We start from the raw sequence: 21,480 nt of genomic DNA on the forward strand, positions 1-21,480 counted from the left end.
ATCAAGGATACGCCCGGTTCGCCGGAAAAGAGCGAACGGAGAGGGACGTCTGGACTACCGCGCGTTGAAGTACTTCGCCTCCGGGTGGTGGATCACGATCGCGTCGGTGGACTGCTCCGGGTGCAGCTGGAACTCCTCGGAGAGCACCACGCCGATCCGCTCGGGCTTCAGCAGCTCGGCGATCTTGGCGCGGTCCTCCAGCTCGGGGCAGGCCCCGTAGCCGAGGGAGAAGCGGGCGCCCCGGTACTTGAGCGCGAACATGTCCTTGACGTCCTGCGGGTCCTCACCGGAGAAGCCCAGCTCGTAGCGGACCCGGGCGTGCCAGAACTCGGCCAGCGCCTCGGCCAGCTGCACCGAGAGGCCGTGCAGCTCCAGGTAGTCGCGGTAGGAGTTCCCGGCGAACAGCTCGTTGGCCGCCTCCGAGATCCGGTTGCCCATGGTGACCACCTGCAGGCCGACCACGTCCCGCACGCCGGACTCCTCCGGGCGGAAGAAGTCCGCCAGGCAGAGCCGGCGGCCGCGGCGCTGGCGGGGGAAGGTGAAGCGGGTCCGCTCGGTGCCGTCCTCGTGGAAGACGATCAGGTCGTCGCCCTTGGAGTTGGCCGGGTAGTAGCCGTAGACCACGGCCGCCTCCAGCCAGCCCTCGGTCTGCAGCCGGTCCAGCCAAGCCCGCAGCCGCGGCCGGCCCTCGGTCTCCACCAGTTCCTCGTAGGACGGGCCGTCGCCGTTGCGCGAGGCCTTCAGCCCCCACTGGCCCTTGAACAGCGCGTCCTCGTCCAGCCAGGAGGCGTAGTCGGCGAACGGGATGCCCTTGACGATCCGGTCACCCCAGAACGGCGGGGTGGGCACGGTGTTGTCGACGGTGACGTCGGAGCGGATCTGGCCGAGGTTGACCTCGGGCTCCGGCTCCTCCACCTCGACCCGGGCGTGCCGGCGCTGCTTGAGCTCCGGCAGGGCCGCGCCGGGCACACCGCGCTTGACCGCGATCAGCACGTCCATCAGCCGCAGTCCCTCGAAGGCGTCCCGGGCGTAGCGGACCTCGCCCTCGTACACCTCATGGAGGTCCTGCTCGACGTAGGCGCGGGTGAGGGCGGCGCCGCCGAGGATCACCGGGTAGGACGAGGCCAGCTTGCGCTGGTTCAGCTCCTCCAGGTTCTCCTTCATGATCACGGTGGACTTCACCAGCAGGCCGGACATGCCGATCACGTCCGCGTTGTGCTCCTGCGCGGCGTCCAGGATCGCCGAGACCGGCTGCTTGATGCCCAGGTTGATCACGTTGTAGCCGTTGTTCGACAGGATGATGTCGACCAGGTTCTTGCCGATGTCGTGGACGTCACCCTTGACGGTGGCCAGCACGATGGTGCCCTTGCCCTCGCTGTCGGACTTCTCCATGTGCGGCTCCAGGTGGGCCACCGCGGTCTTCATCACCTCGGCGGACTGGAGCACGAACGGCAGCTGCATCTGGCCGGAGCCGAAGAGCTCACCGACCACCTTCATGCCGGCCAGCAGGGTGTCGTTGATGATCTCCAGCGCCGGGCGCTCGGCCAGCGCCTCGTCGAGGTCGGCCTCCAGGCCGGCCCGCTCGCCGTCGATGATCCGGCGCTGCAGCCGCTCCTCCAGCGGGAGCGCTGCCAGCTCCTCGGCCTTGGAGGCCTTGACCGAGGCGGCGGAGACGCCCTCGAACAGCTCCAGCAGGCGCTGCAGCGGGTCGTAGCCGTCCCGGCGGCGGTCGTAGACCAGGTCGAGGGCGGCCTCGCGCTGGTCCTCGGGGATCCGGGAGATCGGCAGGATCTTGGAGGCGTGCACGATCGCCGAGTCCAGGCCGGCCTCCACGCACTCGTGCAGGAAGACCGAGTTGAGCACCACGCGGGCGGCCGGGTTGAGGCCGAAGGAGATGTTGGACAGGCCGAGGGTGGTCTGCACCTTCGGGCGGCGGCGCTTGAGCTCGCGGATCGCCTCGATGGTCTCGATGCCGTCCCGGCGGGACTCCTCCTGGCCGGTGGCCAGGGTGAAGGTGAGGCAGTCGACCAGGATCGAGCCCTCGTCGATGCCGTAGTCGGCGGTGAGTTCGGCGATCAGCCGCTCGGCGATCTCGACCTTCTTGTCGGCGGTGCGGGCCTGGCCCTCCTCGTCGATGGTCAGCGCGATCAGGCCGGCGCCGTGCTCCCGGGCCAGCGAGGCGATCTTGCCGAAGCGCGAGTCGGGGGCGTTGCCGTCCTCGTAGTTCACCGAGTTGAGCACCGCGCGGCCGCCGAGCGCCTCCAGGCCGGCCCGCAGCACGGGCGGCTCGGTGGAGTCCAGCACGATCGGCAGGGTCGAGGCGGTGGCCAGCCGGCCCGCGATCTCCTTCATGTCGGCGACGCCGTCGCGGCCGACGTAGTCCACGCACAGGTCCAGCAGGTGGGAGCCGTCCCGGATCTGGTCGCGGGCGATCTCCACGCAGGCCTGCCAGTCACCGGCCAGCATCGACTCGCGGAACTTCTTCGAGCCGTTGGCGTTGGTGCGCTCGCCGATCGCCAGGTACGAGGTGTCCTGGCGGAACGGCACCGCCTGGTAGAGCGAGGCGGCCGAGGGCTCCGGCCGCGGATCGCGCGGGGCGATCGGGCGGCCCTGGACCCGCTCGACCACCTGGCGCAGGTGCTCGGGGGTGGTGCCGCAGCAGCCGCCGACCAGCGAGAGGCCGTACTCGCGGGTGAAGACGTCGTGCGCCTCGGCCAGCTCGGCCGGGGAGAGCGGGTAGTGGGCGCCGTCCTTGCCGAGCACCGGCAGACCCGCGTTCGGCATGCAGGACAGGCCGATCCGGGCGTTCTTGGCCAGGTAGCGCAGGTGCTCGCTCATCTCGGCCGGGCCGGTGGCGCAGTTCAGGCCGATGTAGTCGACGCCGAGCGGCTCCAGCGCGGTCAGCGCGGCGCCGATCTCGGAGCCCAGCAGCATGGTGCCGGTGGTCTCCACGGTCACCTGCACCAGCACCGGCAGGTCCAGTCCGGCCTCGGCCAGGGCGCGCTTGGAGCCGAGGATCGCCGCCTTGGTCTGCAGCAGGTCCTGGCTGGTCTCCACCAGCAGCGCGTCGGCGCCGCCGGCGATCAGGCCGGCCGCGTTCTGCTGGAAGCCGTCGCGCAGCGTCTCGTACGGGGCGTGGCCGAGGGTCGGCAGCTTGGTGCCGGGGCCGATCGAGCCCAGCACCCAGCGGGTGCGGCCGTCGGTGGCGTGGGCGTCGGCCACCTCGCGGGCGATCCGGGCACCGGCCTCGGACAGCTCGAAGATGCGGTCGGAGATCTCGTACTCGCCCAGCGCGGCGAAGTTGGCGCCGAAGGTGTTGGTCTCGACGCAGTCCACGCCCACCCCGAAGTAGGCCTCGTGGACGGAGCGGACGATGTCGGGCCGGGTGATGTTGAGGACCTCGTTGCAGCCTTCGAGGTTCTGGAAGTCCTCCAGCGTGGGGTCCTGTGCCTGGAGCATGGTGCCCATCGCACCGTCGGCGACCACCACCCGGGTGGCAAGCGCTTCGCGCAGCGCGTTCGCGCGGCTCTGCTGAGTGATGGACGGTTCGGCTGCAGTGGCCATGGGGCTTCTCCCTGGTGCGACGGCTGTCGGCTTTGCGAGCCCGCTTGGTCGGGCCCGCACCCGGCCAGCGTATCCGGCCGTCGGCCAGACCTGCGGGCCCATTCCGTATCCTGAGCGCTCGGCTCGAGGGGGGATCAAGCGCGTGACCAGGTTCCGCACCACCGCACGACACATCGGCCGGGCCCTGGCGGCCCCACCGCGGGCACTGCGCGACCGGTGGAGACGCTGGTCCCGGTGGCGCCGGGCCCTGCTGGCGCTGGGGCTGGTGGTGGCGATACCGGTCGCCGCGCTGGGCACGGTCCTCGTCTCGATCCGACTGCACTACTCGGGTGAACCGTCCGCCGAGGCCCGCACCCGCGGCCGGGACGCCGTCTGGCTCGGCCACGCCTGGGTGGACGGCCGCAAGACCGAGGCGGACGTCGAGGCACTGGCCCGACAGCTGGCCGGAACCGGCGTGCACGACCTCTACGTCCACACCGGCCCGCTGGAGCACGACGGCTCACTGCCGCCGTCCGTCCACCCCAAGGCCCGCTGGTTCACCGAGACCGCGCACCGGGTGCTGCCGGGCGTCCGGCTGCAGGGCTGGCTGGGCGACGAGGTCAAGCCGGAGAAGGACGGCCTGGACCTGGACGACGCGCCCACCCGGGACCGGATCACCGCCTCGGCCGGCCAGGTGCTGGACCAGGGCTTCGACGGCGTGCACTTCGACATGGAGCCGATCCGCCCCGGCACGGCCGGCTGGCTGGCCCTGCTCGACGAGGTCCACCCGGTGACGGCGGCGCACGGCGCCAAGCTCTCGGTGGCGGCCCCGCAGATCGACCCGGTCCCCGGCCTGCACACCGCCGGCATCCTGCTCACCGACCACGGCAAGTGGTGGGACCAGGCCTACTTCCGGGAGACCGCCCGCCGGGTCGACCAGATCGCGGTGATGACCTACGACACCTCGATGCCGACCGAGCCGCTGTTCGGCGGCTACGTCGCGCTGCAGACCGAACTGGCACTGAAGGCCACCCCCTCGAACGTCGACCTGCTGATGGGCCTGCCGTTCTTCTGGGACGACAAGTGGGGCCACCGGGGTGCCGCGGAGACCGTCCCGGCGGCGGTCCGGGGCGTCCGACTCGGCCTGGGCCGCCAGGACCCGCAGCGGGCCGACTTCGGCGTCGCGCTCTACGTGGACTTCGCCTCGACGCCCGAGCACTGGGCGGCGTACCGGAGCGGCTGGGTGGACGTCTCGTAGTTTCGGGGCGTGCCCTAGGCGGCCAGCCGGTGGGCCAGGGCACCCAGGTAGCGGTGGACGGTGGCGTCCTCGCCGGTCAGGTAGTGCCCGACGGCCCGATGGAGCGGCTTGCGGATTTCGCCGCGCTCGGTGACGGTCAGCGAGCAGCCGGGCCCGGCCGGGGTCAGCACGTACGTCCAGGTGCCGCCGTACGGCAGGTCCGGGTCGGCGATGCCGGTCACCAGGCGGTGCGGGGCCTCGCTGGCCACCACCTCGTAGGTGGTGTGCCCGTGCCGGTCGTACTCGCGCCAGCGCGGGCGGCCGCCGGCCCCGGCGGGCAGTCGCTCGACATGGGTGAGGCCGGGGCGCCAGGCCGGGAAGAGTTCGATGTCGGTCAGCACGTCCCAGACCGCGCCGGGCGCCTGGGCGAGCTCCAGACCGCCCTCGGCGATGTGCTCCACGGGCAGCCGGCGCCCGGCCCGGTCCGCCGTCACCAGCGCGGCCCCGGCCAGCGCCGCCGCGCCCGCGCCGATCCACAGCCATCGGTTCATCGGTCCGCCTCTTCCGCCCGGTCCCCTGTTCCTCATCATCGCGCCGCCGCGCCCGGCGGGCACTACGTCGCGCTGCGTCGCAGGTCGGGCACCGTCCGTCCGCACCGAGTCGCCTGACGCACCGTCAGCCGACGGCGCCCGGATATCCGCTGGATCACGGCCGTCCGCTCCCCCAGACTGTCCCGGTGCCCGGCCGCCATGCGCATCAAAGCCCGTAGGCTGGGCAGGTAGGGACCATGGAGCGACGCGCTCCATGGGAGACGAGAGGTTCGACAGGCGGCAGCCGGCCCGTCGGCGCCCCGGCAGGCCAGCCGGAGCGGTGCCGGTCCGACCGCCGACCGGAGGGAGACGCTGGGTGATCGAGCTGGAAGATGTTCCCGAGTTGATCGACCCGGTGATGGTCTGCGCCTTCGAGGGGTGGAACGACGCGGGCGACGCCGCCTCCACGGCTCTGGCGCATCTGGACGACACCTGGGGCGGCAAGGTGTTCGCCGCCCTGGACGCGGAGGACTACTACGACTTCCAGGTCAACCGGCCCACCATCTGGCTGGACGGCGGCATCCGACGGATCACCTGGCCGACCACCCGGCTGTCGGTGATCCGGGTGACCGAGCCGGTGACCCGGGACGTGGTGCTGGTCCGCGGCATCGAGCCGAGCATGCGCTGGCGCTCGTTCTGCAACGAGCTGCTCGGCTTCGCGCACGAGCTGGGCGTCGAGCTGGTGGTGATCCTGGGCGCGCTGCTCGGCGACACCCCGCACAGCCGCCCGGTTCCGGTCAGCGGGGTCACCTCCGATCCCGAGCTGGCCCGCCGACTGGACCTGGAGGAGAGCCGGTACGAGGGCCCGACCGGGATCGTCGGGGTGCTCCAGGAGGCCTGCACCCACGCCGGGGTGCCCGCCGTGACGCTCTGGGCGGCGGTGCCGCACTACGTCGCGCAGCCGCCCAACCCCAAGGCCACCCTGGCGCTGATCAACAAGCTGGAGGACCTGCTGGACCTGCGCATCCCGCCGGGCGAGCTCGGCGAGGACGCCCGGGCCTGGCAGCTGGGCGTGGACCAGTTGGCCGCCGAGGACAGCGAGGTGGCCGAGTACGTCCAGCAGCTGGAGGAGGCGCAGGACACCGCGGAGCTGCCGGAGGCCTCCGGGGACGCCATCGCGCGCGAGTTCGAGCGCTACCTGCGCCGCCGGGAGAACGTCGGTCCGACCGGCGAGAAGCCGGTGTCCGGACACGCGACGGCCGAGCGGCCGGCCGAGCCGGAGGCGCCGGGCGCGGCCCGGGAGAGCCAGGACGGGCCCGAGGAGGAGTAGCCCTTCTCCTCGGGGCCGCCGGAGCAGCGGTACGCCGAAGGGGCGTCAGGACACCTGGTCCTGACGCCCCTTCGCGGTACTCAGAGCGCGACGCCGAGCAGGGCGTCCACGGTGCGGGTGACCAGGCCGGGCGCGCCGGCGTCGGTGCCTCCCTCGCCCTCCTGCTGCGCGGCCCAACGGTCCACCGCGGCCAGCGCGGCGGGCGCGTCCAGGTCGTTCGCGAGCGCGGTGCGGACCTCGGCGAGCAGCTGCTCGGCCGACGGGCCGTCCGGGCGGGAGACCGCGGCCCGCCAGCGGGCGAGGCGCTCCACGGCCTCGTCCAGGATGCCCTTGGTCCACTCCCAGTCCGCGCGGTAGTGGTGCGAGAGCAGCGCCAGGCGGATCGCCGCCGGGTCGACGCCCTCGCGGCGCAGGGCGGAGACGAAGACCAGGTTGCCGCGGGACTTGGACATCTTCTGGCCGTCCAGGGCGACCATGCCGGCGTGCACGTAAGCCCTGGCGTACGGGTGGGAGCCGGTGGCGACCTGGGCGTGCGCGGCGCCCATCTCGTGGTGCGGGAAGGACAGGTCGCTGCCGCCCCCCTGGATGTCGAAGGTCATGCCCAGGTACTGCAGCGCGATCGCCACGCACTCGATGTGCCAGCCGGGGCGGCCGTGGCCGAGCTCGGTGTCCCAGGCGGGCTCGCCCGGGCGGGCGGCCAGCCAGAGCAGGGCGTCCAGCGGGTTGCGCTTGCCGGGGCGGTCCGGGTCGCCGCCGCGCTCGGCGAACACCGGGCGCATGGCCTCCCGGGTGAGGCCGGAGACCTCGCCGAAGTGCGGGTCGGAGTCGACCGAGAAGTAGATGTCCTCGTCCACCTTGTAAGCGGCGCCGGAGGCCAGCAGCTTCTGGACGATCGGAACGATCCACGGGATCGACTCGACGGCGCCGATGTAGTGGGCCGGCGGGAGCAGCCGCAGGGCGGTCATGTCCTCGCGGAACAGGGCCGTCTCGCGCTCGGCCAGGGCCACCCAGTCCTGGCCGGTCTCGACCGCGCGCTGGAGCAGCGGGTCGTCCACGTCGGTCACGTTCTGGATGTAGAGGACGTCGTGGCCGGCGTCCTTCCAGACGCGCTGCACCAGGTCGAACGCGTTGTAGGTGGCGGCGTGACCCATGTGGGTCGCGTCGTAGGGAGTGATGCCGCAGACGTAGATCCGGGCGGTGCCGTCCTGCGGCACGACCTCGCGGACCTTGCCCGCTGCGGTGTCGAAGATACGAAGGGGAAGCCCCTGACCAGGCAGGGCGGGAACCTCGGAGGCGGGCCAGGCATGCATGGGATCGACTTTAACCTTGAGAACATTTGAAAGCCTAACCAGTAACAAAGATCGACTGGATTCGCTTCCTGTCGTTGTCTGATCGCTTCCCGACTGATAAAGCAACGTTTCCGGTGATGGAGCACGTTCCGGGTCGGGCACGGGCGGGCGCCCGGGGGACACGGCTGGAGCCGGACGTGGGCATGCACCGTCTCCCTCCCGTGGATCGGGGGGTGGGGTGGTCCGTCGCACGTCCATCGGAGCAGTGTGCGACCCATTCCGGCGACAGGTCCAGACCACCGGCGGTTGGGGCTGCCACACCGGCGGGTCCCGCTCCTACACCGGCGGCCAGGGGATCGCGGGCCAGTCCCGGGAGGGCAGCGGGTGGGTGCCGGAGCTGCGCAGCGCGGCCACCCGGGCGCGGGTGGCGTCCAGTTCGGCGGTGGTCAGGTGCGGGGCGAGGCGCTCGGCCAGCTCGCCGTCCAACTGCTCGGCCAGCCGGACCAGCACCTCCAGCGCCTCGGCGGGCAGCGGGTCGCCGGCCCAGCCCCAGAGCAGGGTGCGCAGCTTGCCCTCGGTGCTGAAGGTGACGCCGTGGTCGATGCCGTACACCCGGCCGTCGGCGGCGGGGATCAGATGGCCGCCCTTGCGGTCGGCGTTGTTGAGCACCGCGTCCAGCACGGACAGCCGGCGCAGCTGCCGGTCGTCGTGGTGCACCAGCAGCGCCAGCCGGCCGCCCTCGACCTCGGCCCGCACGATCGGCAGCCAGCCGTCCTCCGGGCCGTCCGGGTCCTGCAGCGCCAGCAACGGCTCGGCCCGCGGGTCCGGCTCGACCCACAGCTGCACCATGCCGGGCCCGTGCGGCCCCCCGCGCAGCACGGTGGGTGGGATCAGCGCCCAGCCGGTCGCGGCGGACAGCTCGTAGGCGGCGACCTCGCGGCCGGCCAGCGTGCCGTCCGGGAAGTCCCAGAGCGGGCGCTCGCCGGCCACCGGCTTGTAGACCGCCTGCGCGCTCAGCGAGCCGTGCTCGACCGTGCAGTACAGCGCGGCGTTGGAGGCCTCGGTGAGCCGGCCGTGCACGGTCAGTTCGCCCTGGCGCAGCAGGGCCAGGGCGGTGGGCACGTCGGCGGCGAGGGCGGCGGCCGTCGCCGGGTCGGCCTGCGGCGGGGTCTCGGTGTTCAGCGCCGGTAGCCGTTCGCGCGCGGGCACAGGTGACCCTCCGGGTCCAGCGGCAGGTTGCAGAACGGGCAGGGCCTGCGGCCGGCCGCGACCAGGTCCAGCGCGCGCTTGGCGAACACCCGGGCCATCGCTCCGGACAGCCGCACCCGCAGCATGTCCGGGCCGTTCTCGTCGTCGCGGAAGACGGCCTCCTCGCCCTCCTCTTCCTCCTCCTCGACCAGCGCCTGTGCCTCGACCACCAGGCAGCCGTCCATGCTGTCCCAGGCCAGCGCCATGGTGCCGACCCGGAACTCCTGCTCCAGCGGCAGGTCCAGCGGGGCGGTGTCGAGCAGGTCCTTGGGTGCGGTGGCCGGGATGGAGGTGTCTCCGCCGCTGCGCCGCAAGGCCTCGTCGAGGACCTCCTCGATCCGCTCGGCGAGTGCGGCGACCTGGGTCTTCTCCAGCAGCACACTGGTGATCCGGCCCCGGGCGCTGGCCTGCAGGTAGAACGCCCGGGCGCCGGGCTGGCCGACGGTACCGGCCACGAACCGTTCGGGCTGGTCGTAGAAGAAGACCTGACGGGGCACGCTCTCGCTCCGGATCGTGTCGGTCGGTGCGGATCCGCCGTGGGGGATCGCTGGGTTGTCGGACTGGGCGGGCTTGTCGGACTGTGAGGCACTCATCAGTCACCCTACGACCTCCGGGCCCCGGCCGGGGACCCGAGCAGGAGGCCGGCGGCGGGGTGGCACCCGTGGGTTCGGGTGGTGCCGCCGCCGGTGAGGGCGCTGTTCAGGCGTTCGGGCGGGTGCCGCTCAGGCCGCGCCGCCGACCACCGCGTCACCGGCCGGGGTGGCCGGGGCGGCGTGGGGCTTGGGGGCCAGCGAGGAGAGGTCGCCGGTGTCGCCCATTCTCAGCACGAAGGGCCGCAGCGGGGTGTAGCGGATCGCGGTGACGGAGCAGGGCTCGACACTGATCCGCTGGAAGTGGTCCAGGTGCAGCCCGAGCGCGTCGGCCACCACCGCCTTGATCACGTCCCCGTGCGAGCAGGCGATCCAGACCGCGTCCTCACCGTGCTCTGCGGCGATCTTCGCGTTCCACTCGCGGACCGCGCTCACCGTGCGGTGGCTCAGCTCGCGCAGCGACTCACCGCCGGGGAAGGCGGCGGCGGCCGCGTGGTCCTGCACGGTGCGCCAGAGCGGCTCCTTGGCCAGCTCGGCCAGCGGGCGGCCGGTCCACTCGCCGTAGTGGCACTCCCCCAGCCGCTCGTCCTCGGCCGGCGGGGCCAGCTCGGGCCGGGCCGCGAGCAGCGGCTCCAGGGTCTGCCGACAGCGCTCCAGCGGGCTGCTGACCGCCTGCGCCAGCGGGATCCCGGCCACACGCCCGGCCAACGCGGCGGCTTGCGCGCGCCCGGTGTCGTCCAGGTCCACGCCGGGGGTCCAACCGGCCAGGATTCCAGCGGTGTTCGCGGTCGAACGGCCGTGGCGGACGAGCAGCAGGGTGGGCATGGGGCTTAGCCTACGGCCTCCGGGCAACGCCGTGGGGTGCGGCTGCATACCGGGCAACGCCCACCGGGCCGCTGCTGCACGGGATGCGGGGCGGCGGTCGGGCGCCCCTGTCACGGCGTAGCGGTGACAGGGGCGGATGACCGCCCAACAGCCGGTCGGGCGCTACCTGCGAGCTCGACCGCCCATGGCCGAGAGGTCGACGCGGCACGACCGGCTGCGGTGCCGCCGGAACCTCCGGGAGCGCGCTCAGGCGAGGCCGGCCCGCTCCAGCGCCTCGACGCCGGTGCGCAGCGCCTGGATCCGCTCGTCCAGGGTGAAGCCGGACGGGGCCAGGGTGAGCGTGGTGACGCCCGCGTCGGCGTAGGCCTGCATCCGGTCGGCGATCCGGGCGGTGTCGCCGACCAGCGAGGTGGCGTCGATCAGGTCGTGCGGGACGGCGGCCGCGGCGCCCGCGTAGTCCTTGGCCAGGTACTTCTCCTGGATCTCGTCGGCCTCCCGCTCGTAACCCATCCGCCGGGCGAGCTGGTTGTAGAAGTTCTTCTCCTTGCTGCCCATGCCGCCGATGTAGAGCGCGGCGTAGGAGCGCTGGGAGTCGACGCCGGCCTTGATGTCCTCGCCGACCGCGATGGTGACGGTCGGGCAGAGGTCGAAACCGTCCAGGGACTTGCCGGCCTTGGCGCGCCCGGCCTTCAGCGGGTCCAGGGAGAGCGCGGCGTGCTCGGGGGCGAAGAAGATGCCGAGCCAGCCGTCGGCGATCTCGCCGGTCTGCTCCAGGTTCTTCGGGCCGATCGCGGCGATGTACAGCGGGATGTGCTCGCGCACCGGGTGCACGGTGAGCTTGATCGGCTTGCCCGGGCCGCCGGGCAGCGGCAGCGTCCAGTGCGCGCCCTCGTGCACCAGGCGCTCGCGGGACATGGCCTTGCGGATGATCTCCACGTACTCGCGGGTGCGGGCGAGCGGCTTGTCGAACTTCACGCCGTACCAGCCCTCGGAGACCTGCGGGCCGGAGACTCCGAGGCCGAGGCGGAAGCGGCCGCCGGAGAGGGTGTCCAGGGTCGCGGCGGTCATCGCGGTCATCGCCGGGGTACGGGCCGGGATCTGGAAGATGGCCGAGCCGACGTCGATCCGCTCGGTCTTCGCGGCGACGAAGCTCAGCACCGTCGCGGCGTCGGAGCCGTACGCCTCCGCGGCCCAGCAGACCGAGTAGCCGAGCCGGTCCGCCTCCTGGGCCACCTCGATGTTGTCGGCGTCCATGCCGAGTCCCCAGTAGCCGAGGTTGATGCCGAGTCGCATGTGCCGAACCTTCCAGTCGGTGGGCTTGGTGGCCAGTCGGGCGGGCGGGTTCGCCGGCGAGCGTAACCGCGCACGCGAGGGCCATGCTACTGGCCGGTAGCGGTGGCCTGGGTCACACCGGACCGGTCCGGGACGAAGGGTCTGTCGGCACCGGAAGGGAGACGCGGAGGAGCGACGGAGGAGCGACGGAGTGCCCACCGTCGGCGCCGGGTCAGGAGGGCCCGGAGGCGAGCGGGCGAGTCACTGATCGTTCTGCGGGTCGGCGCCCCTGCCCGCACACCGGCCGCTACGCTCAGCCGACGTGGGAAGTCCTCTCCCCACCTGCGCGTTTTCAGGGCTTCCGGGGCGACCGGGGCCATCGGCCAGTGGAGGGCCCGTCCGATGGAAAAGCGTCACCTCGGCCGCACTGGCCTGCAGGTCTCCCGCCTCGGTCTCGGCACCATGACCTGGGGCCGCGACACCGACGAGCACGAGGCCGCCGAGCAGCTCAAGGAGTTCGTCGACGCCGGCGGCAACCTCGTCGACACCGCCGACGTGTACGCGGACGGCGGGGCCGAGTACCTGATCTCCCGCCTCACCGACAGTCTGATCCCCCGCTCCGAACTCGTCATCGCCACCAAGGCGGGCAGCGTCCCCGAGTCCACCCGCCGCTTCGACGGATCCCGCGGCCACCTCCTCGCCGCCCTGGACGCCTCGCTGCACCGACTCGGCACCGACTACGTGGACCTGTGGCAGGTGCACTCCTTCGACTCGATGGCCCCGGTCGAGGAGACCCTCAGCGCCCTCGACATCGCCGTCTCCTCCGGCCGCGCCCGCTACGTCGGGGTCTGCGACTTCAGCGGCTGGCAGCTCGCCAAGGCCGCCACCTGGCAGCGCGCCCACCACGGGCGGATGCCGCTGGCCGGGGCGCAGCTGGAGTACTCGCTGCTGCAGCGCGGCATGGAGCGGGAGGCGCTGCCCGCCGCGCTGGACGCCGGGGTCGGCGTCCTCGCCGGCTCGCCGCTCGGGCGCGGGGTGCTCACCGGCAAGTACCGGCACGGCGTCCCGCAGGACTCGCGCGGCGCCTCGGCGTACCTGTCCGGGTTCGTCCAGCCGTACCTCGGGGAGCGTTCGCGGCGGATCGTGGACGCCGTCGCCACCGCCGCCGACGGGCTGGCCAGCAGCCCGCTGGCGGTCGCGCTGGCCTGGGTCCGGGACCGGCCCGGGGTGGCGAGTGCGCTGGTCGGGGCGCGGACGGTGGCACAGCTGCAGGCGGCGCTGTCAGTGGAGGCGCTTACGCTTCCGGGTGAGATCCGCGGCGCGCTGGACGACATCTCGTCGCCGGTGCACCGCTACCCGGACCAGGGGTGGACCGAGCTGTGACCGCCGGGCCGGGTTGTCGAGCAGAACGTGCAGTGGAGTGACCTTTGGAGCGGACGACGATGAGTGACACGGGGAACGGCGCTCCGGAGGAGACCTCGGCCTCGCCGGCCGACAAGGCGGCGAAGATCGCCGAGCTGGCGGAGCGGATCCGCAGGATCGGGCCGCAGGCCTCGGAGCCGCAGGCCTCCGGGGGTTCGGGGGCTCCGCGGGCTTCCGGCGCTCCCTCGGCTCCGGGGGCCCCCGGGGCTTCGAAGCCGGTGGAGGCGTCAGCGGCTACGGGCGCGGGCGCTCCGGCAGCTCCCGCCGCTCCGGCGGCCGTGGGGCCCGACGGGCCGCGCGGCGACGCGCTTCAGGAGGCCGCCGCGGTGCTGACCGCGGGCGGTGCCCCGGCCGAGTTGGCGGCCGCCGCCGTGGCCGAGTTCGGCGACGAGGCCGCCGCACGGCTGCGCGAGGACCCGTGGGCGGTGCTCGGCCTGCCCGGCGTCCGCCCCGAGCACGCGGACCGCTTCGCCCGCGGGCTGCTCGGTCCCGAGGCCGAGCCGGGCGACCCACGCCGAGCCCAGGCGCTGGTGCCGTGGCTGCTGGAGCAGGCGGCGCTGCGCGGGCACTCGGCGCTGGAGCTGGCCGAGGTGACGGCCGGGCTCGACCGGCTCCGGATGCCGGACCCGGCCGCCGCGATCCAGGCCGCCGTCGCAGACGGGCGGGTGCTGCCCTTCCAGGAGGAGTTGAGCGGGCCCGAGGCGCAGGCGGCGGGCGGCGAGGACGACGAGCCACCGACCCGGACGCTGCTCGCGCTGGAGCGGCTGGCGATGGCGGAGGACAGCCTCGCCGAGGGGCTGCTGCAGCTGATGGCCACTTTCGTACCGGGTGAGGACGTCGAGCCCGGGGAGGCGGAGGAGGCGGAGGCCGGGGAGGCGGAGGCCGGGGAGGCGGAGGCCGGGGAGGAAGCCGACGCGGACGCTGACTCGGGCTCGGGCTCGGGCTCGGACACGGACACCGCGGAATCCGCCGAAGCCGAGGACGTGGCGGCGCCCGCCGCCCCCGGCCCCACCGCCTGGGCGGCGGCCGCCGAGGCCGCGCCGTCCTCCTCCGCGACCGCCCTCGTCCAGGCCGTCGCCGACAGCGCGCTGGTGCTGCACACCGGCGGCGAGGCCGCCCGGGCCGAGCCCGCCGCGCTGCTCGCCGCCGCCCGGGGGCTCGGGCTGCGGGCCTGGGCCGCCACCTGGACCGACCAGGGCCGGGAGTCCTTCGCCGCGCTCGCCGGGGCGGAGGCCTCGGTGGCCACCCTCGCCGAGCTGCTGTCCGGTACGGCCGGCCCCGGCCGCTCCCCCGACGGCTCGCTCGCCCTGGACCTCCTGGTCGTCCTGGACGCGCCGCTGCTGGACATCGAACTCGCCGCCACCCTGCTGGAGTCGCTCGCCGACGGCACCCGGCTGGTGCTCAGCGGCGACCCGGGCCAGCTCTGGTCCGCCGGCCCCGGCCGGTTCTTCGCCGACCTGCTGGCCGCCAAAGTCTGCCCGGCGGTCGCCTCCCGCACCCCGGACTTCGGTCCGATCGGCGAGCTGGTCTCCGGTGTCGGCGTCGGCGAGCTGCAGCAGGTCGAGGCGCCGGACAAGGAGGTGGTCATCCTGACCGCCAAGGACGGCGGCGAGGCCGTCCACCGCGCCGTCCAGCTGCTCACCGACTCCATCCCGCGCGCCCTCGGCATCCCCGCCGAGCAGGTGGTGCTGCTCACCCCCGGCCACGGCGGGCCGGCCGGTACGCGTGCGCTGAACGCCGCTGCCAAGGCCCGGCTGAACCCCGGCCCCGGCCGCTTCGGCGGCTTCGACCCGGGCGACCGGGTGGTGGAGTCCCCCGCGCCCGGGATCACCCGCTCGGCCCGGGTACTGGACGGCGACGCCACCGGTCTGCACCTGGAGTACCCGGACGGCTCGCGCCGGACCGTCCCGCCCGCGGAGGCCGCCCGGCTTCGGCACGGCTGGTCGCTGACGGTCCACCAGGCGCTCGGCCGCCGTTGGCCCGGGGCCGTGGTGGTGCTCCCGGAGGACGCCGGACCGGCGCTCACCCGGCAGTGGGTCTACACCGCCTTCGGACGCGGCGAGCGGCACCTCTCGGTCGTGCACGCGGCGGGCCCGGCGCTCGTCCAGGCCGTCGCCGAGCGCCCGGCGCAGCCGCGCACCACCCGGCTGCGGGCGATCCTCGCGGAGAACGCGGCGTCGGCGTACTGATCGGCCGACGGACGAAGGGCGGGTCCGGTGCTTCCGGGCCCGCCCTTCGTCCGTACCGGATCACGTCAGTCGTCGAGGTCCTCGTCGTCGTAGACCTCGCTCACGTCGAACCGGCAGATCAGCAGCTGGGGGTCGGCGTGTTCGAAGGGCTCCGGCAGCCACTCCCCCGGCTCGGTCGGCTCGGCCGCCGCGACCCAGAGCGTCGAGTCCGCCTCCTCCAGGCCGAACTCCTCGCTGCGGGCGGCGATCTCGTCGGGCTCGTACTCGCCGAACAGCACGCCGATCGCGGAGTTCACCCCGCCCGCCCCGCCCGGGGTCAGCGTCTCGTCGAGCCGCTCGGCCTGGGCGCGCAGCCGCTTGGGGTCGACCACGTGGTAGTCGCGGCGGATCAGCACGCTGATCGCCTCGGGCTGTTCCGGGCCGTGGTAGCCACCCGGTCCCTCGTCCCCGGGGATCTCGAAGGGGGTGACCTCGTCGTAGACCTCGTACAGGAGTTGGTCGTAGGCGATGGCCGCCGCGGCGAGCTGCTCGTAAGCGGCGGACACGGCGGGATCATCAGCTGCGTTGGGGCTTGACACCGCTTCCAGATGACGGTCGATGGCGGCCTTGACCGCCTCAGCGGCGGCGCGTACCTCGGCAATGGTGGGCTGCGCGGCATCAGACATGGTGCAGACGCTATCTCCCCACGGTGTCGCTACGCACAGCGGTTGTCACCTACACCCGCGATTTCACCGCAACTTCCGCCCTGATGTCCGATCCATCCCGTTCCGTCCCCCGCGGGACCGGCGCGGGCCGAGCGCAGAGGGCGCGCGACCGGCCCGACGGGGCCGTCCGGGTGCCGCTTCGCGCGCCGGGTTCGGGGTATCCACTCCACAGGAGCAACAGAACTGATGCACTGTCAGCCGAGCGTTCGGGTCACGGGCCGTCGAACCGCCGCTTCCGCACGGGAGGTCGGCCGGAAATACCCGGGCCGAGTGTCCGAGGCAGGCCGTAGGCTTGCGTGCAGGTGATCCCCAGGAGGAGCGTTTTGACCCCACCGAAGCCGGTCCGGCAGCCGGAGTACGAGTACCAGTCGCTGCGTATGCCGCGCGGCACCACGCGCAACGCGGCGCGCCAACTGCTCACCGAGCACGCCGAGTACGGGCACTGGGAGCTCGACCGGCTGAGGTTGTTCCCCGACGGCAGCCGGACGGTCCGGCTGAAGCGGCGGATCATCCGGCAGGTCCGGAACTGGTGACGGGCGGGGCCTCCGCCCTGCGCAGCCGCGGATGATCCGCGCCCAGCTATCACGTGTCCGCGGCCGCCCGTTCATCGGGCGGCCGCGGACACGTCGTTTCGACTACCGGTGCCGCTGAGCGGTCGGGGGGCTCAGCGGGCGCCGGCGCGGGCGCGGCGGTAGAGCACACCGCCGCCGATCAGCAGCGCGAGCCCGGCGGCGCCGAGCACCTCGACGCCGCCGGCGCCGGTGGAGGCCAGCTGGCCGCCCGCGGCGGTGCTCTGGGCGACGGGGGCGGCCGGAGTGCTGGTCCGGGCCGCGGCCGGGACGGCCTGGGTGCCGGCGTTGTTGCTCACCGGGGTGACCGGAGTGCTGCCGGTCACCGGGCCGCCGTTGCGCCCGCCACCGGGGGTGTCACCGCCGGTGGACGGCGGGGTGGAGGGGGTGTTGCCGCCGGTGGACGGCGGGGTGGAGGGGGTGTGGCCCCCGGGACAGGGGGTGTCGCCGCCGGTGGACGGCGGGGTGGAGGGGGTGTGGCCCTCGGAGCAGTGGTCGGTCGGCTTCGGGGCGGGCTGGGCCACGTTGCCGCAGGAGTTGCCGAAGGCGGGGTTGCCGACGCCGGCCGCGTCGACCGAGTTGCCGCAGGCGTTGATCGGAATGTGAACCGGGGCCTGGACGCTGTTGCCGGAGATCACACCGGGCGAGCCGGCCGTGACACCGCTGGCGGAGGCACCCGAGGCGGAGGAGCCGTGGCCGGCGCCGCTGCTGGAGCTGTCGCTGCCGCCACTGCCGCTGCTGCTGTTGCCGCCGGTGCCGCCACCGGGCTGACCGGTCTGGCCGGGCCGCGGGGCCGCGGGGCGGCCGCTGCTGACATTGGCGCAGTGGTTGCCGTACGCCGGGTTCAGCAGGCCGATCACGTCGACGGTGTTGCCGCACGCGTTGATCGGCACCTCGACCGGCACCTGTACCGAGTTCCCCGAGGCGACGCCCGGCGAGCCCGCCGCACCTCCCTGCGCCTCCGCGCCCGCGTAGGCGTAGCCGGCGGCGGAGGCCAGCACGCTGCCGGTGGCCACGGCGGTGAGGATCCCCTTCTTGGCTACATTCCTCATGTTTTCCCCTGACGTTTCGAGACGGCGTGGCAATCTTGACGTGAACCTTGTGAAAGTCGGAATTTCCGCACATGCAAAAATCACGCAAGGTCTTCGACTGCACAGGAGTTAACGAGAGGCCAACGGCGAGGTTGAGCCGAACGAACCGGCTTCACCCGATCGAGCGACTACGGCCCACAGCGCCTTGCCGCGCCGTCCGACCGGACGCGCGAAGGCCCCCGATGCGGCGCGTCCGCCGCCCGGGGGCCGGGGTGAATCGGCTCAACGGGCCTCGGCGGCCCGGAGGTTGACTCAGACGTTGGCGCAGTGGTCGCCGAACGCCGGGTTCAGCACGCCGATCACGCTGACGGTGTTGCCGCACAGGTTCACCGGGACGTGGACCGGAATCTGGACCTGGTTGCCCGAGACGACACCCGGAGAGCCCGCGGCCACACCCTCGGCGCCGGCACCGCCGTGAGCGGACGCGACACCGGCGGCGGCGAGCACCAGGCCACCGGTGGCGGCGGCGACAGCGGCGATCTTCTTGACCTTCATCATTCCTCCTGTATGGACAACGCAACCCGTTCGGCGGGCTGCACAGGAATGAACGACACTGCGGCAAACGGGGTACGGAACAGATTTCCCATTCACTCGCAACGGTGATGCTTCGCACAGACAATCGGCGCAGAATTGCACAGGAGAACCGTTTCTGTTGATCTCCATCAGCCCGTCCCACAATCATGCGCTCGGACAATGCGGTCGGCCCGCCCCCGGCACTCCGGGAGCGGGCCGACCCAGTCGCCTGATCAGCAGGCGTCGATGAAGCGGTCCAGCACCCGAACGCCGAACTTCAGCCCGTCCACCGGCACCCGCTCGTCCACGCCGTGGAACATCCCGGCGAAGTCCAGCTCCGGCGGCAGCTGCAGCGGCGCGAAACCGAAGCAGCGGATGCCGAGGTCCTGGAAGGACTTGGCGTCCGTACCGCCCGACAGGCAGTACGGCACGGCACGGGCGATCGGGTCCTCCGCGCGCAGCGCGGTCTGCATCGCGTCGACCAGCGAGCCGTCGAAGCTCGTCTCGATCGCCCGGTCCGAGTGCAGGCTCTCCCGCTTCACGCGCGGGCCGAGCACACTGTCCAGCTCGGCGAGGAACTCCTCCTCGTAGCCGGGCAGGAAGCGCCCGTCCACGTGGGCGGTGGCCTGACCCGGGATCACGTTCACCTTGTAGCCGGCGCCGAGCATGGTCGGCTGGGCGGTGTTGCGCAGCGTGGTGCCGATCATCTTGGCGATGCCGCCGAGGACGCGCAGCGTCTCGTCCATGTTCTCCGGATCCAGCTCGACCCCGAGAGCGTCGGACAGCTCGTCCAGGAAGGCGCGGACGGTCTTGGTGATCCGCAGCGGGAACGTGTGCCGGCCGAGCCGGGCGACCGCCTCGCACAGCTCGGTGATGGCGTTGTCGTCGTTCTCCATCGAACCGTGCCCGGCCCGGCCCTCGACCGTCAGGCGCATCCAGTGCATGCCCTTCTCGGCGGTCTCCACCAGGTAGAGCCGCACCTGGTCGTTGACCGTGAAGGAGAAGCCGCCGACCTCGCCGATGCCCTCGGTCACGCCCTCGAACAGCTCCGGGTGCTTGTCCACCAGGAAGCGCGCGCCGTAGGTGCCGCCCGCCTCCTCGTCGGCGAGGAAGGCGAGCACGATGTCGCGCGGGGGCTTGCGGCCGGTGCGCAGCCGGTCGCGGATGACCGCGAGGGTCATCGCGTCCATGTCCTTCATGTCGACCGCGCCGCGGCCCCAGACGCAGCCGTCCGCGATCTCGCCACCGAAGGGGTCGTACGTCCAGTCCGCGGCGTTGGCCGGCACCACGTCGGTGTGGCCGTGGATCAGCAGGCCCGGGCGGGACCGGTCCTCGCCCTCGATCCGGACCACGGTCGAGGCCCGCCCCTTGGCCGACTCGAAGATCTGCGGCTCGATCCCGAACTCGGCGAGCTGCTCGGCCACGTACTCGGCCGCCTTGCGCTCGCCCGGCCCGGACCCGTCCCCGTAGTTGCTGGTGTCGATCCGGATCAGATCGCGACAGATCTCGGCGACTTCCGACTCAGCCGTCACCTTCGGCGCCGCCGACTCGCTCCGCTCGCTCACGGTCACTCCTCGTCTTGGGCCCGCACCGACGCACCAGCGCGCCACCCCCAGGACCTGCACCCGGGCCGTACGAGCACGTCCGCCCATCCTCTCCCAGCCCTCCATCCCGATCCACCCCCCGCACGGCCCCGAAACCCCCTGGTCACGCTGCCGCCACAGACCGCCCCTTGCCCCCGCCACCAGCTCCGTTCCCCCGCCCGGAGCCGTTTTGGGAGCCCAAGCCGATCTTTGCTACAGTTACATCTGTCAGCGCGACGGACGAGAGATCGAAAGCCGCGAGGACGACACCCGGTCCGGGTGGCGGAATGGCAGACGCGCTAGCTTGAGGTGCTAGTGCCCTTTATCGGGCGTGGGGGTTCAAGTCCCCCCTCGGACACCGACCAAATCCCCACGGGAGCTCGAAAGAGCCCCGTGGGGATTTGTCGTTTCCAGCGCTTGGTGAGGCGAGGGCTGGGTGCCAGGTCGGGCCTCAACGCGGATTTCGGCTTTCGCCGGGTCATACGTCAGCCGAAGCCCCAGGCTCCGGTAGATGGCGCTCTTCTCTGCCGGTCCGGCGTCTGCAACGAGGCTGGCGAGCTGTGAGCACTGGCGCACCAGGGCAGTGATCTCGTCGATGGTCGGCTGCGCGTCGGTAAACAGCGCAGTGCGGACTCGGGCTTCGGCGGCGGCTTGACGGGCCTGGGTTTCGGCCATCCAGCCAGCGACGATCTTGGGGTCCGCGCCGGCTTCGAGAGCGGCACGGTGGGTGGCGAGTTTCGCCGCACAGTCGGTGATCTCCTCGCGGGCGCGCTCGGCAAGAGCCAGGTCTCGGCAGGAATCACCGGACACGGCGTTGGCCATGGCTTCGATGGTGACAGAGAGCCGGTGGGGGCTGAAAACGGTGCCGATCCACCGGTCGAGCGGCGCGATGATCCAGGACTCGCGGAGGTAGACGTTGCGGGGGTGCTGGACGTGGTTGGCCAGTCCGTACTCGGTGGGGAAGCGGCAGCGATAGTAGGCGTCCTCGCGGGAGTGCTGGCCCTGCATACGCCGCTCACAGATTCCGCAGTGCAGGGCGCCCCGTAGCAAATACAGGTGGCGGGTGCGGTGCTGGACGTGGGCCGTTCCGGTCCCGACTCGGGCGGCGAAAAGGTCCTGGACCTGGGCGAAGGTCTCGTCGTCGACCAGCGGCTGGTGAACGATCTTGTCGGAGACGATCCACTTGTCCCGAGTGTTCCACCGCAGGGTGGTCGCGTAGCCGAGGGTGACATCCTCGATGTCGATGAGGGTCTCGTCCTTGCGCTGTTTGTTCCAGACCTGATGACCCGTGTAGCGCGGGTTGGTGAGGATGACCCGGACCGCCTGCTTGGACCAGGCGATGCCGCCGCGGTGAGAGTTGCGGGCCGGGTCGTGGGCGGAAGGGCAGGGGATGCCGTCGGAGGTGAGCCCTTCGGCGATCGCGAAGATCCCCAGGCCCAGGAGGTATTCGCGGTAGATGCGCTGCACAACGGGCGCAGCGGCGGGGTCTGGTTCGAGTCCACGCAGCATGCGGCCGTCGGCAGCCTTGGCGGGGTTGGGGTGCGG

Annotated in this window: 17 protein-coding genes and 1 tRNA gene; 6 read left to right on the forward strand and 12 right to left on the reverse strand. The window is 72.6% G+C overall.

The features are described from left to right. Positions 1-54: 54 nt before the first annotated feature. Positions 55-3,564 (reverse strand): methionine synthase, encoded by a 3,510-nt coding sequence (metH, locus tag ABZW30_RS06815; protein ID WP_355669950.1) that lies wholly within the window; start codon positions 3,562-3,564, stop codon positions 55-57. Positions 3,565-3,706: 142 nt separating this feature from the next. On the opposite strand from metH, the gene ABZW30_RS06820 reads away from it, so the two are divergent. Then, the gene (locus tag ABZW30_RS06820) at positions 3,707-4,801 is read left to right on the forward strand and encodes a hypothetical protein (protein ID WP_355669951.1); all 1,095 of its coding nucleotides are present in this window, start codon (positions 3,707-3,709) and stop codon (positions 4,799-4,801) included. A 14-nt stretch (positions 4,802-4,815) separates the two neighbouring features. On the opposite strand, the gene ABZW30_RS06825 is transcribed toward ABZW30_RS06820, so the two are convergent. Then, complete coding sequence (locus tag ABZW30_RS06825) at positions 4,816-5,331, reverse strand: SRPBCC family protein (protein ID WP_355669952.1); 516 nt, start codon at positions 5,329-5,331, stop codon at positions 4,816-4,818. A gap of 355 nt (positions 5,332-5,686) precedes the next feature. Here ABZW30_RS06825 and ABZW30_RS06830 point away from each other — a divergent pair, with 355 nt between their 5' ends. Further along, positions 5,687-6,640: a PAC2 family protein gene (locus ABZW30_RS06830; protein WP_355669953.1), complete on the forward strand. Its 954-nt coding sequence runs from the start codon at positions 5,687-5,689 to the stop codon at positions 6,638-6,640. Between the two features lie 80 nt (positions 6,641-6,720). On the opposite strand, the gene mshC is transcribed toward ABZW30_RS06830, so the two are convergent. From mshC to ABZW30_RS06855, 5 genes are all read right to left on the reverse strand, one after another. After that, positions 6,721-7,950 carry a cysteine--1-D-myo-inosityl 2-amino-2-deoxy-alpha-D-glucopyranoside ligase gene (mshC, locus tag ABZW30_RS06835; RefSeq protein WP_355669954.1) on the reverse strand — a complete coding sequence of 410 codons (1,230 nt, stop codon included), beginning with the start codon at positions 7,948-7,950 and terminating at the stop codon, positions 6,721-6,723. 315 nt (positions 7,951-8,265) lie between these two features. Next, positions 8,266-9,051 carry an SCO1664 family protein gene (locus ABZW30_RS06840; RefSeq protein ID WP_355670001.1) on the reverse strand — a complete coding sequence of 262 codons (786 nt, stop codon included), beginning with the start codon at positions 9,049-9,051 and terminating at the stop codon, positions 8,266-8,268. Between the two features lie 56 nt (positions 9,052-9,107). Then, complete coding sequence (locus tag ABZW30_RS06845; protein ID WP_355670002.1) at positions 9,108-9,674, reverse strand: DUF3090 domain-containing protein; 567 nt, start codon at positions 9,672-9,674, stop codon at positions 9,108-9,110. 225 nt (positions 9,675-9,899) lie between these two features. Then, complete coding sequence (locus ABZW30_RS06850) at positions 9,900-10,592, reverse strand: histidine phosphatase family protein (RefSeq protein ID WP_355669955.1); 693 nt, start codon at positions 10,590-10,592, stop codon at positions 9,900-9,902. A 246-nt stretch (positions 10,593-10,838) separates the two neighbouring features. Beyond that, positions 10,839-11,885, reverse strand: a complete 1,047-nt coding sequence (locus ABZW30_RS06855; protein WP_355669956.1) for an LLM class F420-dependent oxidoreductase — start codon at positions 11,883-11,885, stop codon at positions 10,839-10,841. A gap of 381 nt (positions 11,886-12,266) precedes the next feature. Here ABZW30_RS06855 and ABZW30_RS06860 point away from each other — a divergent pair, with 381 nt between their 5' ends. Next, positions 12,267-13,247, forward strand: a complete 981-nt coding sequence (locus ABZW30_RS06860) for an aldo/keto reductase (protein ID WP_355669957.1) — start codon at positions 12,267-12,269, stop codon at positions 13,245-13,247. 59 nt (positions 13,248-13,306) lie between these two features. Continuing rightward, the gene (locus ABZW30_RS06865; RefSeq protein ID WP_355669958.1) at positions 13,307-15,475 is read left to right on the forward strand and encodes a helix-hairpin-helix domain-containing protein; all 2,169 of its coding nucleotides are present in this window, start codon (positions 13,307-13,309) and stop codon (positions 15,473-15,475) included. Between the two features lie 65 nt (positions 15,476-15,540). Here the strand turns inward: ABZW30_RS06865 and ABZW30_RS06870 are convergent, their stop codons facing one another. After that, positions 15,541-16,140, reverse strand: coding sequence for a hypothetical protein (locus ABZW30_RS06870; protein ID WP_355669959.1), 600 nt, complete (start codon positions 16,138-16,140; stop codon positions 15,541-15,543). Between the two features lie 362 nt (positions 16,141-16,502). On the opposite strand from ABZW30_RS06870, the gene ABZW30_RS06875 reads away from it, so the two are divergent. Beyond that, positions 16,503-16,712, forward strand: coding sequence for a DUF5703 family protein (locus ABZW30_RS06875; protein ID WP_355669960.1), 210 nt, complete (start codon positions 16,503-16,505; stop codon positions 16,710-16,712). A gap of 131 nt (positions 16,713-16,843) precedes the next feature. Here ABZW30_RS06875 and ABZW30_RS06880 read toward each other — a convergent pair whose 3' ends face one another. From ABZW30_RS06880 to ABZW30_RS06890, 3 genes are all read right to left on the reverse strand, one after another. Next, positions 16,844-17,800 (reverse strand): chaplin family protein, encoded by a 957-nt coding sequence (locus ABZW30_RS06880; protein ID WP_355669961.1) that lies wholly within the window; start codon positions 17,798-17,800, stop codon positions 16,844-16,846. A gap of 291 nt (positions 17,801-18,091) precedes the next feature. Further along, on the reverse strand, positions 18,092-18,337 hold the full coding sequence (locus tag ABZW30_RS06885) for a chaplin (RefSeq protein ID WP_355669962.1): 246 nt from the start codon (positions 18,335-18,337) through the stop codon (positions 18,092-18,094). Positions 18,338-18,585: 248 nt separating this feature from the next. Continuing rightward, positions 18,586-19,917: a M20/M25/M40 family metallo-hydrolase gene (locus tag ABZW30_RS06890; protein WP_355669963.1), complete on the reverse strand. Its 1,332-nt coding sequence runs from the start codon at positions 19,915-19,917 to the stop codon at positions 18,586-18,588. Positions 19,918-20,208: 291 nt separating this feature from the next. On the opposite strand from ABZW30_RS06890, the gene ABZW30_RS06895 reads away from it, so the two are divergent. Then, positions 20,209-20,293: transfer RNA gene (locus tag ABZW30_RS06895), tRNA-Leu, on the forward strand. Here the strand turns inward: ABZW30_RS06895 and ABZW30_RS06900 are convergent. Continuing rightward, positions 20,275-21,444 carry a recombinase family protein gene (locus tag ABZW30_RS06900; protein ID WP_355669964.1) on the reverse strand — a complete coding sequence of 390 codons (1,170 nt, stop codon included), beginning with the start codon at positions 21,442-21,444 and terminating at the stop codon, positions 20,275-20,277. The genes ABZW30_RS06895 and ABZW30_RS06900 overlap by 19 nt on opposite strands. Positions 21,445-21,480: the final 36 nt, after the last annotated feature.

It is taken from the genome of Kitasatospora sp. NPDC004669 (genome assembly GCF_040609455.1).
Taxonomy (GTDB): domain Bacteria; phylum Actinomycetota; class Actinomycetes; order Streptomycetales; family Streptomycetaceae; genus Kitasatospora.